The following is a 13,716-nucleotide window of genomic DNA, read 5'->3' as shown; positions in this document are numbered from 1 at the left end:
GCCGTCGCCGGTCCCGGCGCCGACCGCCCTCGCCGCGCGGGTCGCGGACCCGGCTGGTAGACCGGCACCATGGCCGACGCCCCCACGCCTGCCCCGCCACAGCCGGAGTCACGCAACCCCCGGATGGCCCGGCCCGAGGACGGCGGCGAGAGCACCGTCACCGTCGTCGTCGCGTTCCTCGCGAACGCGCTCGTCGCGGGCGCCAAGACGGTCGCCGCGACGATCACCGGGTCGGCGTCGATGCTCGCGGAGGCCGTGCACTCGTGGGCGGACACCGGGAACGAGATCTTCCTGCTCGTCGCCGACAAGCGCTCGCGGCGCCCCGCCGACGCGGAGCACCCGCTCGGCTTCGGGCGCGAGGCGTACGTGTGGTCGATGTTCGCCGCGATCGGGCTGTTCGCCGTGGGCGCGGGGGTGTCGATCACGCACGGTATCCAGGAGCTGGTGCACCCCGAGCCCGCGGACAGCTTTCTCGTCGCGTACGCGGTGCTGGCGTTCGCGTTCGTCCTGGAGGGCGTGTCGTTCCTCCGGGCCCGGCGCCAGGCGCGCGACGAGGCGCGGGCCGCCGACCGGGACACGCTGCACCACGTGCTCGTGACCTCCGACCCGACGCTGCGGGCCGTGTACGCGGAGGACGCCGCCGCGCTCGTCGGCCTCGTCGTCGCGTTCGGCGGCGTGCTCGCGCACCAGCTCACGGGGTCGCCCGTCCCGGACGCGATCGGGTCGATCGTCGTCGGCCTCGTGCTCGCGGTGGTGTCCGTCGTCCTCATCGACCGCAACCGCCGCTTCCTCGTCGGCGAGGCCGCCATGCCCGCGACGCGCGCCGCCGTCCTGCAGGGCATCCGGGACCTGCCGGAGGTCGAGCGCGTGACCTACCTGCGGCTCGAGTACGTCGGCCCGCGAGCGCTGTACCTCGTGGCGAGCGTCGACCTGCGCGGCGACGAGTCGGAGACGTCGGTCGCGCGCCGGCTCGACGAGCTCGAGCGCCGCGTGACCTCCGTGCCGCTCATCGCGGGCGCGGTCTTCACCGTCTCGGCGCCGGAGGAGCAGTCGATCGCCTGACCCTCCACGGCGCCGAACCCGGGGTTGCTCCCCGGTTCGACGCCGAACCGGGGAACAACCCCGGGTTCGGCGGGAACGGGACCGCGGGCAGAACGGACGAAGCGGTACACATCCGCGGTCAGCGTGGGTAGGGTCGAGCGATGGCCCCGCAGCGCACGCCCCGGCACCGGGCCGGCGCGCCCGCGGAGGTGCCCCGCTCGCGACCGGTGTCCGAGGCGTCGCGGCGCGAGCGCTCGTCGTCCACCGTCCCTGCGCCCGGGTCGGCCCGACGGCGGGGCGGCCCGTTCGCACGGCACCTGCGGTCCGGTCCGCGGGTCGCCGTGACGTCGGGGGTCGCCGCGGCGCTGCTGCTCGGCCCACCGCTGGGCGTCACGGTCGCGACGGCGACCGGCGAGCTCCGGCCGGAGCACGTCGGCCCGCTCGGGCCGGTGGTCGCGGCGCTGCCGTGGCAGGGGACCGACCCGGCGTCCTGGCTCGACGGCCGGGACCCGCGCGACGACCGCTCGTCGCGGACGCTGGCCGACGGCCGCTCGGCGGACGGCCTGGAGCATCCCTCGGACACCTCGGCGGAGCCGACCGCGCCCAGCGCGCCGGACACCCCTCCGGACGGCGCCGAGCAGGCTGAGCCGGGCGGGGCCGACGACGGGGCCGAGCCGGCCCCGGCATCCCCGGAGCCGACGCAGCCGGGTCCGGGCGATGCGCAGGCCGATCCGGCGCCGTCGGGCGAGGCGGCCGACCCGGCGCCGAGCGTGACGCCCGCCCCCACCGCGGCGGTCCAGGTGGGGCCGGGTGCGATCTCGGCGGAGGGCGCCGCCGTCGTCGAGCGGACCAACGCGGAGCGTGCCGCGGCGGGATGCGGTCCGCTCGTCGTCGACGAGCGCCTCACGGCCGCGGCGCAGCTCCACAGCGAGGACATGCTCGCCCAGGGCTACTTCGACCACACGAGCCTCGACGGCCGGTCCCCCTGGGACCGCGCGAAGGCCCAGGGCTACGCGAACCCGGGTGCGGAGAACATCGCGAAGGGTCAGGCGACCGCCGAGGACGTGGTGCGCGCGTGGATGGAATCGCCCGGGCACCGGGCGAACATCCTCAACTGCGACCTGCGCGAGATCGGGGTCGGGCACGCGGACCGGGTGTGGACCCAGCTCTTCGGCTGGGGCTGATGCTGAGGCTGGGCGCGTGACCCGGCACGCGTCGGACGCTCAGAGGAGCGACGGCGCCCCGGTCGCGCGCGCCTCGCGGTCGAGCAGGCTCCGCTTGACCTCGAGGCCGTAGCGGAACCCGCCCAGGCTGCCGTCCGTGCGCAGCACGCGGTGGCACGGCACGAACAGCGCGGCCGCGTTCATCGCGCACGCCCCCGCGGCGGCGCGCACCGCGGCCGGCCGCCCCGACAGCTCGGCGTACCGCGTGTAGGTGACGGGGTCGCCCGGCTCGACCGTGCGCAGCACGTCCCACGCGTGCGCGCGGTACGGCCCGGATACCTGGCGCACGGGCACGGCGTCGATCGCGTGCACGTCGCCCGCGTAGTACGCCCGGACCGCGGCGACGGCCGGGACGACGGCGGGCGCGTCGTCGGGCACGGGCGTCACGGCCGCGGGACGCAGGTCCGGGTGGACGAGCGCGACGAGCGCCGCGGGCTCGGCGGTCCAGCCCGAGGCGAGGACCGTGCCGTCGGGGTCGGCGACGACCGTGAACGGGCCGTCCGGCGTCTCGATGGTCGTGGTGACGGCTGCGGTGGCGGGGGTACCGGTGGTGGTCGGCGCGGTGGCGGTGGCTGCGGTGGTCACGGGATCTCCTTCGTGGGGACGGACGAGGGTCGGGGGGCGGCGGCACGCCAGAGGTGCATCGCGGCGTACGAGCGCCACGGCGCCCAGCGCTCCGCGCGCGCAGCGAGCGCGCGGCGGTCGTCGGGCAGGCCGAGCGCCGCGGCGCCCGCACGGAGGGCGAGGTCGCCGTCGAGCAGGACGTCGGGGTCGTGCAGGACGCGCATCGCGACGTACCCGGACGTCCACGGGCCGACGCCGGGCATCGCCTCGAGCGCCTCGCGCTGCGCGGCCGGGTCGTCGGCGGGGGACAGCGCGAGCGTGCCGTCCGCGAGGGCCCGCGCGACGCCGAGGATCGCCGCCGTGCGCCGCGCCGGCCCGCGCACGTGGACCGTGCCGCCGTCGGCGAGCTGCGCCGCGGTCGGGAAGAGGCGGGTCGGCCCGAACCGGGACGCGAACGGCGTGCCGAGCGCGGCGGCGAGCCGCGACAGGTGCGTGCGCGCGGCGGCGACGGAGATCTGCTGCCCGACGAGGGCGCGCACGAGGATCTCCGTCGCGTCCACAGCGCCCGGGACGCGGATCCCGGGCACGGCGTGCACCGACGCGGCGAGCGCGGGGTCCGCCGCGAGGGCGGCGTCCACGGCCGCGGGGTCGGCGTCGAGGTCGAACAGGCGGCGGACCCGTGCGATCGCGGCGGGGAGGTCGGCCACGGACGTGAGCTCGAGCTCGACGTGGAACCCAGCCGTGCCGCGGGCGCTCCCCGGCGGCGGGCCGTACGTTGCGCGGAACGCGCCCGGCCCGTGCGGCAGGGCGAGGGTGCGCGCGTACGACAGGACGGGCCCGGCGAGGTCGGCCACCTCGACGCCGTCGACGGCGCGCGCGGCGAGGAACGCGAACACGCCGGGCGCGTCGAAGGGCTCGCGCAGCGGGAGCGTGAGGTCGAGGGCCGCCGTGGTGCCGCCGTCGTCCCCGACAGCACGTGCGTCGTCGGGGACGCGCACGCCAGCACCGCGGGGAGGGGCCGGGCGGTCGGGCCGGGCCCGACGGCGCAGCTCGCTCGGCGTCGTGTCGAAGACCTCGGTGATGGTGTCGTTGAACTGTCGGACGCTGCCGAAGCCCGCGGCGAACGCGACGTCGGCGAGGCGGAGGTCGGTGCCCGTGAGCAGGGCGCGCGCGGTCTGGGCCCGCAGCGCGCGGGCGAGCGCGACCGGGCCGGCGCCCAGCTCCGCGACCAGCACGCGGTGCACGTGCCGGGCCGAGTACCCGAGGCGCACGGCGAGACCGTCGACGCCCTCGCGGTCCACGACGCCGTCGGCGACGAGGCGCATCGCGCGGGCGGAGAGGTCGTGCCCGAGGTCCCAGCTCGGCGTGCCGGGCACGGCCTCGGGGAGGCAGCGCTTGCACGCGCGGTAGCCCGCCTCGTGGGCGGCCGCGGACGTGAGGTAGAACGTGACGTTCTCCGGCTTGGGCGTCCGTGCCGGGCACGACGGCCGGCAGTAGATGCCCGTGCTGCTCACGGCGGTGATGAACTGCCCGTCGAACCGGCGGTCGCGCGAGGCGATGGCGCGGTAGCGCTCCGCGAAGACGGGGTCCGCCGTCGTGCGGGAGGTCGCGAGGGTCGTGGTCATGCCTCGATCCTCGCCCGCGGGACGACCGCTTGGCTAGCGGGATTCGGACACGACGGTGGGGCCGTCGTCGGGCAGGGCGCGCCGCAGCAGGGGCTTGTTCACCCGCTCGGTGAAGAAGTCGATGAGCGGACCGGCGAAGAACGCCGTCATGACCGTACCGACGCCCACCGGGCCGCCCAGCGCGATCGCGAGCCCCACGAACGCGAGGTCCTGGACCACCCGGACGACGCGGTACCGCGCGTGCGTACGGTCGACGACGATGGGGGCGATCGCGTCGTACGGCGCCGTCCCGACCCCCGCCGTCATGTACGCGGACGCGCCCGCCGTGAACAGGACGATCCCCACGACGAAGAGCGCGGTCTGCAGGAGACGGCTCGGCGGGTCCGGGACGAGCGGGGCGAGGAGCGCGGAGAACCACTGGACGAAGAACCCCGTCATGACCATGTTGATGATCGTCCCGACCCCGATGTACCGCCGCCCCCACACGACGACGGGGACGAGCAGCACCGCGTTGATCGCGAGCTGGTAGACGCCCAGGTCGACACCGAGGAGCGTGCTCGCGCCGATGTTCGCCGCGGTGAACGGGTCCACGCCGACGTGCGCCGACAGCAGCACCGCAGAGCCGAGCCCGAGGACCGCGACCCCGAGGAGCGCCCACACGGCGCGCAGGACGACGTGGGAGGGGCGGGACCGCGGCGCGCTCGTCACACGCCGACGCTAGGGGAGCGGTCGGACGGACGCGACCGGGCCGTCAGACCCGGGCGTCGAGCCAGTCGAGGACCTCGCGCAGGTAGGTCGACCGGGCGGGCTCGGGGGAGAGCGCGAGGTCGTGCGCGCCGCCCTCGACCGCGACGATCGTGACGTCGTCGCCCAGCCGCTCGGCGCGCGACGTGATCTGCCCGACGTCGAGCACGCTGTCGGTCGTGAGCAGGGCGTCGTGCCAGCCGGACGCCGGGCCGCTGCGCGCGGACGCCAGCACGAGGACCGGGCAGTCGACGTGCAGCCCGCGGGCGACGCGCGCGTGCCCGCGCCGCACCGCGCGCAGGAACCCCGCGCGGACGGGGAAGCCCTCGATCGGCTTCCAGGCGAGGTCGAACTCCCACTCGCCGCCCGTGCTCGCGTGCAGGGCCTCGGCCCAGTGCGGGTCCAGGCCGCCCACGACGAGCCGCGGCGCGACCCGACCGACCCCGTCGATCGCCCACGTCACGGGCCCGCGGAACACCCAGGGCTTGTTGAGGTCGAACCACGGGCTGTTCAGCACGAGCGCCGCGAGCCGCCCGGGCCGCGCGTCGGCCCACAGGCTCGCCACGAGACCGCCCGTCGAGTGCCCCAGCACGACGAGCCGCTCGTGCCCCTCCGCGCGGATCGCGCGCGCGGCGGCGTCGAGGTCGCGGGCGTAGACGGCGAGATCGGTGACGAAGTTGGGGTCGTCGTCGGGCCGCGACGGCGCGCCCGAGCCGCGGCCGATCGAGCGCCCGTAGCCGCGCAGGTCGAGCGCGTAGAACCGGTACCCGCGCGCCTCGACGGCCTCGGCGACGTGGGTCTGGAAGAAGTAGTCGATGAACCCGTGCACGTACAGCACCGCGGGCCGTTCTCCGGTGCCCGACGGCGGCTCCTCGCCCACGGCGGTGCCCTCGCCCGGCGCGGTGGAAGGCGCGGCGGGCCGGGCGTCGTCGACCCTGCGCACGAGCGTCGCCACCGCGCCGTCCGGCAGGTCGAGGTCCCGCGCGACCCAGTCCTCGCCCAGCACGTCCGTGCGCCATGCCGGCGGCTGCGTCTCGGTCATCGGCGTCTCCAGTCCTCTGCGTGCGACGTGTCAGCAGATTCTCGCGCCATACGGCGACCTCACGCTGACAACTCACAGGCGCGGCGAGTTGTCAGCGTGAGGTCGTCGTAGGGAGCGACGTGCTGCTGACACGTCCGGGGGGCGTGCCGCGGGTAGCGTGGCGCGCGTGACGAGCGAGATCATCGCCCGCGTCGACGACGGCGTCGGGCACCTCACCCTGGACCGACCCCGCGCGCTCAACGCGCTCGGCTACGCCATGCTCGGCGAGATCGCCGACGTGCTGGAGGAGTGGCGCGTCGACCCGACCGTGCGCGTCGTGCTGCTCGACGGTGCCGGTGACCGGGGCCTGTGCGCGGGTGGGGACGTCCGCGCGCTGCACGCGTCGATCGTGGCCGGGAAGCAGGCCGAGGCGCGCCGCTACTTCCGGCGTGAGTACGCGGTCGACGCGGCGCTCGCGGAGCTGCCCGTGCCCGTCGTGACGATCATGGACGGGATCACCATGGGCGGCGGTGTCGGCCTCGGCGCGCACGCCCCGGTCCGCGTCGTCACCGAGCGATCGCGCGTCGCGATGCCGGAGACGCGGATCGGCTTCACGCCCGACGTCGGCGGGTCCTGGCTGCTGGCCCGCGCGCCCGGGCGGCTGGGGGAGATGCTCGCGCTCGGCGCCGTGACGATGGACGCCGCCGACGCGATCTTCGTCGGGCTCGCCGACCACTACGTGCCGAGCGAGCGGCTGCCCGTGCTGGCGGCCGACCTCGCCGCGCTCGCGACCGCGGGGGTCGACCCGCTCGACGTCGAGGACGTGCGGGAGGTCGTGCGTCGGCACACCCTGCCCGCACCGATCTCGTGCCTCGTCACCCGCCAGGCGGCGGTCGAGGCCGCGTACGCGGCGGACACCGTGCCCGACATCGTGGCGCGCCTCCGCGCCGCCGCCCGAGACGGGGACGAGCAGTCCGGTGCCGAGGCCGACGAGCTCGAGCGACTCTCGCCGACCGCGGTCACCGTGGCGCTCGCGGCCGTGCGCAGCGCGCGCGACCTCCCGGACCTGCGCGCTGCGCTGGAGCAGGAGTACGGCCTCGTCTCCTGGTTCGTCGACACGCAGCCCGACCTCGTCGAGGGCGTCCGCGCGCAGCTCGTCGACAAGGACCGCGACCCCTCGTGGCGCCCGGCGACGCTCGCCGATGTCGACCCTCGTCTCGGCGCCGAGGCGCTCGCCTACGAGCCCCCCGAGCGCCTGTGGGACGACGCGCTCAGCCCGCGCCTCGCGCGTCGGGCGGTCGAGGCCGTCGTCCGCCGGTTCAGCGACGACGAGCCGACCGCGGAGGAGCTCGCGGAGGCGGCTGACGACCTCGTGGTCGAGCTCGTCCAGCGGCGCGACGACGGCGGCACGGTCGTGCACCTCGCGGACTCGTGCGGGGAGCACTTCCTCGACGGGTACTGGCCCGCGGTGCGGTTCGACGCCGTCGGCGACGTCGTCGAGGTGACGGTCGAGTCCTGACGCACGAGCCACGACGCACGACGGCCCGCCCCGGTCTCTCGGGGCGGGCCGTCGACGGTGGTGCTGCGGATCACCGGCTGCGGGTCACCGGCGGCGCGGCGTCGGCCGCGCTGGTGGTCGGACCGTCACTCGGGCGGCGGGCGCAGGCGCGTCGCGTCGTCGATCTCGTCGTCCGGACCGGCGGACCCGTCCGGCCCCGGGGCGCCCGGCTGCGGCGGGAGCGGCTGGGTAGGCGCGGGCTGCTGGTAGGGCGGCAGCGGCTGGGTCGCCCCCGGCGGGACGGGCGGCTGCGCGGGGAGCGGCGTCGTCGGCGACGACTGCGGGTGCGGCGCGGCGGGAGGGGCGTACGGGGCCGCGCCGGGGTAGCCGCCCTGCGGCGGGGCCGGCGGCTGGGCGCCGTACTGGCCCGGGGCCGGGGGCTGCGCCCCGTAGCCCTGCGGCGCGCCCTGCTGGCCGGGGTAGGCGCCGGGCTGACCCGGCTGCTGACCCGGGTAGCCACCCTGCTGGCCCGGGTAGGCACCGGGCTGACCCGGCTGCTGGCCGGGGTAGGCGCCGGGCTGCTGGCCGGGGTAGGCGCCCGGCTGCTGGCCCGGGTAGCCGCCCTGCTGGCCCGGGTACTGACCCTGGGGCTGGCCGGGGTACTGACCGGGTGCGGCGTACGCGCCGGGCTGACCGGGCTGGCCCGGGTAGCCGCCCTGCTGGAAGCCGGTCGCCTGTCCGTCCTGCGCGCCCGGCTTGGAGCGGAGCACCAGCCAGAGCACGAGGCCGATGATGCCGAGCAGCACGATGCCGCCGATCACGAACCAGAGCCAGGCCATGGACCCCGAGTCGGACGCGTCGCTCGCGCTGTCGCCGCCGTCGGGCGCGGTGGCGCCGTCGGAGTCGGAGTCGCCGGTGGCCTCGTCCGAGCCCTCGTCGCCCGTGCCGGCCGCGCCGCCCGCGACGGCCGAGCCGCGCGCGGTCATCTCGTTGGTCTCACCGACGACCGGCGTCCACGTCACGGTGTTGCCGTCGATCTCGCCGTTCGACTCGGCGACCTCGCCGGGGAACGTGATGGAGATCTTGATGTCGAGGCTCTCCATCATCTGCTGCGTCAGCTCGTCGCTCGTCGCGTCGCCCGTGTCGGGGTTGAACTCCTCGCCCGTCATGTCCATCGAGCCGCTCACGACGTACTCGTCGCCCTCGCGCGTGACGGAGATCGAGTCGGCCCCGGCGGACGAGAGCTGCGAGATGGGCTGGTCCGCATAGGTGATCTTGGTGCCCGTGTACCCGTCCTGGGCGTACGGCTCCTGGGTCGCGCCCTCCGGGAGCTCGGACTCCATCTCGGAGCCCATCTGGTCCCACAGCTCCTGCGGGTCCGACCCCATGGACGTGGCGAGCTCGTCGCTGAACGCCATGACGACGCTGCCGTCGAACGTGTCGTCCTCGTTGAGGGTGAGGGCCATGTCCATCCTCATGCACCCCGCGAGGAACAGTGCGAGGGTGGCGAAGAGGGCGCCGAGGCCGAGTCGTCTGCGCAAGGGTGTGGGGTTCACCCGCCCAGCATGTCGCGGATCGTCGCCCGAGGCGAGGGTCGATGCCGATTTGAGACGGAATGCGGCCGGGAGTTCATCCGCTCCGGACGTGGGACCACCGGGGGGTCGCGTGCGAGGCTGACGAACGAAGTTGAGCGGAATACACTCAACTTCGGAGTCGTTCCACTGGTCAGACCATCTTTCGAGCACCACACCGGAGCACCCATGGAAACGAAGTTCACCACGATGTCGCAGCAGGCGATCGGCGAGGCGATCCAGACCGCGTCGGCCGCCGGCAACCCCCAGCTCGAGCCGACCCACCTCCTCGCCGCGCTGCTCACGCAGGAGGGCGGGGTCGCCGTCGGGCTCCTCGACGCCGTCGGCGCGGACAAGCAGGCCGTGGGCCAGAAGGTCCGCGCGGCCCTCGTCGCGCTGCCCACCGCGAGCGGGTCCGCCGTCGCGCAGCCCACGCCGTCGCGCGCCACGTCGACCGCGCTCGACAACGCCGCGAAGGAGGCGCAGGCCCTCGGCGACGAGTACGTCTCCACCGAGCACCTGCTGCTCGGCATCGCCGCGGGCTCGTCGCAGGCGGCGACGATCCTCCAGCAGGCCGGCGCGACCGCCGACGCGCTGCGCTCGGCGCTGCCCGCCGTGCGCGGGAGCGCGCGTGTCACCAGCCCCAACCCCGAGGGCACGTACAAGGCCCTCGAGCAGTACGGCACCGACCTCACGGCCGCCGCCGCCGAGGGGAAGCTCGACCCCGTCATCGGGCGCGACTCCGAGATCCGGCGCGTCGTGCAGGTGCTGAGCCGCCGCACCAAGAACAACCCCGTCCTCATCGGCGAGCCCGGCGTCGGCAAGACGGCCGTCGTCGAGGGCCTCGCGCAGCGCATCGTCGCGGGCGACGTCCCGACGTCGCTCCAGGGCAAGCGCCTCGTGTCGCTCGACCTCGCGAGCATGGTCGCGGGCGCCAAGTACCGCGGCGAGTTCGAGGAGCGCCTCAAGGCCGTGCTGGAGGAGATCCGGTCCTCCGACGGCGAGGTCGTCACGTTCATCGACGAGCTGCACACGGTCGTCGGGGCCGGCGCCGGCGGCGAGGGCGCCATGGACGCGGGCAACATGCTCAAGCCCATGCTCGCGCGCGGCGAGTTGCGCCTCGTCGGCGCGACCACGCTCGACGAGTACCGCGAGTACATCGAGAAGGACCCGGCCCTGGAGCGCCGGTTCCAGCAGGTGTTCGTCGGCGAGCCCTCGGTCGAGGACACGGTCGCGATCCTGCGCGGGCTCAAGGAGCGGTACGAGGCGCACCACAAGGTGACGATCGCCGACTCGGCGCTCGTCGCCGCGGCGTCGCTCTCCGACCGGTACATCACCGGGCGCCAGCTCCCGGACAAGGCGATCGACCTCGTCGACGAGGCGGCGTCGCGCCTGCGCATGGAGCTCGACTCCTCGCCGATCGAGATCGACGAGCTGCAGCGCGCCGTCACGCGCCTCGAGATGGAAGAGGTCGTGCTGTCCGAGTCGACCGACCCCGCGTCGCTCGAACGGCTCGAGAAGCTCCGCGCCGACCTCGCGGACCGTCGCGAGGAGCTCGCCGCGCTCACCGCGCGGTGGGAGGCCGAGAAGGCGGGCCACAACCGCGTCGGCGACCTGCGCGCGAGGCTCGACGAGCTGCGTGTCCAGGTCGAGCGCGCGATCCGCGAGGGTGACCTCGAGACCGCCGGCCGGCTCCAGTACGGCGAGATCCCGCAGCTCCAGCGCGAGCTGGACGCCGCGGAGGCCGAGGAGCAGGCGGACGACGCGTTCGCCGCGTCCGGGCCCGAGGCAGCCCCGATGATCGCCGACAAGGTCGGCGCGGACGAGATCGCGGAGGTCGTGTCCGCGTGGACCGGCATCCCCGCGGGCCGCATGCTCCAGGGCGAGAGCGAGAAGCTCCTGCACATGGAGGACGTCATCGGCGAGCGCCTGATCGGCCAGCAGGCCGCCGTCCGCTCGGTGTCCGACGCCGTCCGTCGCTCGCGCGCGGGCGTCGCCGACCCGGACCGGCCCACGGGCTCGTTCCTGTTCCTCGGTCCCACCGGGGTCGGCAAGACGGAGCTCGCGAAGTCGCTCGCGGACTTCCTCTTCGACGACGAGCGCGCCATGGTGCGCATCGACATGTCGGAGTACTCCGAGAAGCACTCGGTGGCGCGCCTCGTCGGCGCGCCCCCGGGGTACGTCGGCTACGAGGAGGGCGGCCAGCTCACCGAGGCCGTGCGGCGCAGGCCGTACTCGGTCGTGCTGCTCGACGAGGTCGAGAAGGCGCACCCGGAGGTCTTCGACATCCTGCTGCAGGTGCTCGACGACGGCCGCCTCACCGACGGCCAGGGCCGCACGGTGGACTTCCGCAACGTCATCCTCGTGCTCACGTCGAACCTGGGCTCGCAGTTCCTCGTCGACCCGACGCTCGACGACGCCGCGAAGCGCGAGGCCGTGATGAGCACGGTGCGAGCGAGCTTCAAGCCGGAGTTTCTCAACCGCCTCGACGACGTCATCGTGTTCGAGCCGCTCACGATCGAAGAGCTCGGCCGGATCGTCGACATCAGCGTCGCGCACCTCGCGAAGCGCCTCGCCGACCGGCGCATCACGCTCGACGTCACGGCGGCCGCGCGCGAGTGGCTCGCGCTCGAGGGCTTCGACCCGGCCTACGGGGCGCGCCCGCTGCGCCGCCTCGTGCAGCGTGAGATCGGCGACCGCCTCGCGCGGATGCTGCTCTCGGGCGAGGTGAGCGACGGCGACGTCGTGGTCGTCGACCGCGACCCCGAGGCCGAGGGCCTGACCCTCGGCACGGAGATCCTCACGGCGTGATCCTCCGGGGGCCGCGGTAGAGCCCTGGTCCGCCGAGGTAGAGCCCTGGTCATCGACCAGGGCTCTACCTCGTGCGGCCGGGCCGAGGACGTCGATGCCGGGCGGGCGTTGCGGCGTCGGGCCATACTCGGGACGTGCCGACCGACGAGACCCCAGAGCCCGCCGCCCAGCAACGCCTCGACGAGAAGCCCCTGCGCTCCGCCGTCATCGTCAACCCGAACCGGGTCGACGGCCTCGACGCGCTGCGTGCCACGATCACCGCGCGCCTCGCCGAGGCGGGGTGGCCCGAGCCGGCGTGGCTCGAGACCACCGCGGAGGACCCGGGCACGGGACAGGCGCGGCAGGCCGTCGACGACGGCGCGGAGGTCGTGTTCGTCAGCGGTGGCGACGGGACGGTCCGGGCGTGCATCGAGGGGCTCGTGGGCACCGACGCGGCGCTCGCGATCCTGCCGGGCGGCACGGGCAACCTCCTCGCGACGAACCTCGGCATCCCGCCGCGCCCCGAGGACGGGATCCGGCTCGCGCTCGAGCGGGGGCGGCGGCAGATCGACGTCGGCGAGGTCGACGGGCAGGTCTTCGCCGTGATGGCCGGCATGGGCCTCGACGCCGCGATGATGGACGACGCCCCGACCGCGCTCAAGGCGAGGGCCGGGGCGCTCGCGTACGTGGTCTCCGCGCTCAAGCACCTGGCCGACGACGAGATGAACCTCGAGGTGACGGTCGACGGTCGGACGCGGCGGCGTCGGGCACGGACCGTGCTCGTCGGGAACGTCGGGCGCCTGCAGGCGGGGACGAACATCCTGCCCGACGCCGAGCCGGACAACGGGCAGCTCGAGGTCGCGATCGTCGCGCCCCGCAACCTCAAGCACTGGGTGCAGCTCGCATGGGGCGTCGTGCGCGGCAAGAGCCGGGTGCCGAGCCGAGAGGTCGTGCGGGGCCGCCAGATCTCGGTCGTCTCGGACCGCCCCCAGCCGCGCCAGCTCGACGGCGACGTCATCGAGCCGTCGGAGCGCCTCGACGTGACCGTGCGTCCCGACGCCCTGTGGGTGTGCGTGTACCAGCCCGACGAGTCCGAGGACGTCGCCGAGGGCGCACCCTCCGCGCGCTGACGCGGACGTGCCACGACCTGTGGACGGGGAGGTGACGGAGCCGGGCGTTCGGCAGGATGGGCGCATGAGCGCTCCCCAGCCCGGCCCCGAGACCTGGTCGTCGCCCGCCCCACCTGCCGACGGCCCGACCGTGCCGGCGCCCGCACCCGGCGCGCGACGCTCCCCGCTCGCCGTCGCGTCGTTCGTCACCGGTGTCGCGACGGTCGTCGTCGGCGCGGTCGTCACTCTGGCCTTCCCGTTCGTCCTGTCGTCGTCCGGGTACTCGCCGACGTCCGTCGGCGTCCTGCAGCTCGTCAACGGCATCCTCGCCGGCCTGCTCGGCCTCGTCGCGGTGATCACGGGCGCGGTCGCGCTCGTGCGACGGCTGCCGGGCACGGCGTTCGCGGCAGCCGGCACCGCGCTGGGCGCGGCCGCGCTGCTGGGCTTCGTCCTGAGCCTCGTGCAGGGTGCGCTCTACCAGGTGCTCTGACGCGGTGCGCCCGGACTCGCCGCCCGGACCGCCGGCACCG

11 protein-coding genes are annotated in these 13,716 nt (G+C 75.2%); 6 read left to right on the top strand and 5 right to left on the bottom strand.

The window, feature by feature from the left end:
- Positions 1 to 69 precede the first annotated feature (69 nt).
- Positions 70 to 1,062 carry a cation diffusion facilitator family transporter gene (locus NF338_RS03990; RefSeq protein ID WP_318782944.1) on the top strand — a complete coding sequence of 331 codons (993 nt, stop codon included), beginning with the start codon at positions 70 to 72 and terminating at the stop codon, positions 1,060 to 1,062.
- Between the two features lie 140 nt (positions 1,063 to 1,202).
- On the top strand, positions 1,203 to 2,225 hold the full coding sequence (locus NF338_RS03985) for a CAP domain-containing protein (RefSeq protein ID WP_264029605.1): 1,023 nt from the start codon (positions 1,203 to 1,205) through the stop codon (positions 2,223 to 2,225).
- 39 nt (positions 2,226 to 2,264) lie between these two features.
- On the opposite strand, the gene NF338_RS03980 is transcribed toward NF338_RS03985, so the two are convergent.
- The 4 genes from NF338_RS03980 to NF338_RS03965 form a co-directional block, all read right to left on the bottom strand.
- On the bottom strand, positions 2,265 to 2,777 hold the full coding sequence (locus NF338_RS03980; protein ID WP_264029794.1) for a methylated-DNA--[protein]-cysteine S-methyltransferase: 513 nt from the start codon (positions 2,775 to 2,777) through the stop codon (positions 2,265 to 2,267).
- A 68-nt stretch (positions 2,778 to 2,845) separates the two neighbouring features.
- Entirely contained in the window at positions 2,846 to 4,453 is a 1,608-nt protein-coding gene (locus NF338_RS03975; protein WP_264029604.1) for an AlkA N-terminal domain-containing protein, read from the bottom strand.
- 33 nt (positions 4,454 to 4,486) lie between these two features.
- The gene (locus NF338_RS03970; protein WP_264029603.1) at positions 4,487 to 5,161 is read right to left on the bottom strand and encodes a YczE/YyaS/YitT family protein; all 675 of its coding nucleotides are present in this window, start codon (positions 5,159 to 5,161) and stop codon (positions 4,487 to 4,489) included.
- A 43-nt stretch (positions 5,162 to 5,204) separates the two neighbouring features.
- Entirely contained in the window at positions 5,205 to 6,239 is a 1,035-nt protein-coding gene (locus NF338_RS03965) for an alpha/beta hydrolase (protein WP_264029602.1), read from the bottom strand.
- Between the two features lie 166 nt (positions 6,240 to 6,405).
- Here NF338_RS03965 and NF338_RS03960 point away from each other — a divergent pair, with 166 nt between their 5' ends.
- Positions 6,406 to 7,737, top strand: coding sequence for an enoyl-CoA hydratase/isomerase family protein (locus NF338_RS03960; RefSeq protein ID WP_318782943.1), 1,332 nt, complete (start codon positions 6,406 to 6,408; stop codon positions 7,735 to 7,737).
- Positions 7,738 to 7,862: 125 nt separating this feature from the next.
- Here NF338_RS03960 and NF338_RS03955 read toward each other — a convergent pair whose 3' ends face one another.
- Positions 7,863 to 9,182 carry an LppM family (lipo)protein gene (locus NF338_RS03955; RefSeq protein ID WP_264029601.1) on the bottom strand — a complete coding sequence of 440 codons (1,320 nt, stop codon included), beginning with the start codon at positions 9,180 to 9,182 and terminating at the stop codon, positions 7,863 to 7,865.
- A 294-nt stretch (positions 9,183 to 9,476) separates the two neighbouring features.
- Here NF338_RS03955 and clpB point away from each other — a divergent pair, with 294 nt between their 5' ends.
- The 3 genes from clpB to NF338_RS03940 all read left to right on the top strand — a co-directional run bounded on the left by clpB (position 9,477) and on the right by NF338_RS03940 (position 13,676).
- Positions 9,477 to 12,098 carry an ATP-dependent chaperone ClpB gene (clpB, locus tag NF338_RS03950; RefSeq protein WP_264029600.1) on the top strand — a complete coding sequence of 874 codons (2,622 nt, stop codon included), beginning with the start codon at positions 9,477 to 9,479 and terminating at the stop codon, positions 12,096 to 12,098.
- A gap of 134 nt (positions 12,099 to 12,232) precedes the next feature.
- On the top strand, positions 12,233 to 13,207 hold the full coding sequence (locus tag NF338_RS03945; RefSeq protein WP_264029599.1) for a diacylglycerol/lipid kinase family protein: 975 nt from the start codon (positions 12,233 to 12,235) through the stop codon (positions 13,205 to 13,207).
- A gap of 64 nt (positions 13,208 to 13,271) precedes the next feature.
- Positions 13,272 to 13,676, top strand: a complete 405-nt coding sequence (locus NF338_RS03940) for a hypothetical protein (protein ID WP_264029598.1) — start codon at positions 13,272 to 13,274, stop codon at positions 13,674 to 13,676.
- Positions 13,677 to 13,716 lie beyond the last annotated feature (40 nt).

Source organism: Cellulosimicrobium sp. SH8, assembly GCF_025818875.1.
GTDB classification, from domain to species: Bacteria; Actinomycetota; Actinomycetes; order Actinomycetales; family Cellulomonadaceae; genus Cellulosimicrobium; species Cellulosimicrobium cellulans_D.
Note: the sequence above shows the minus strand (reverse complement) of the source record. Positions and strands in the feature narration are given on the sequence as shown.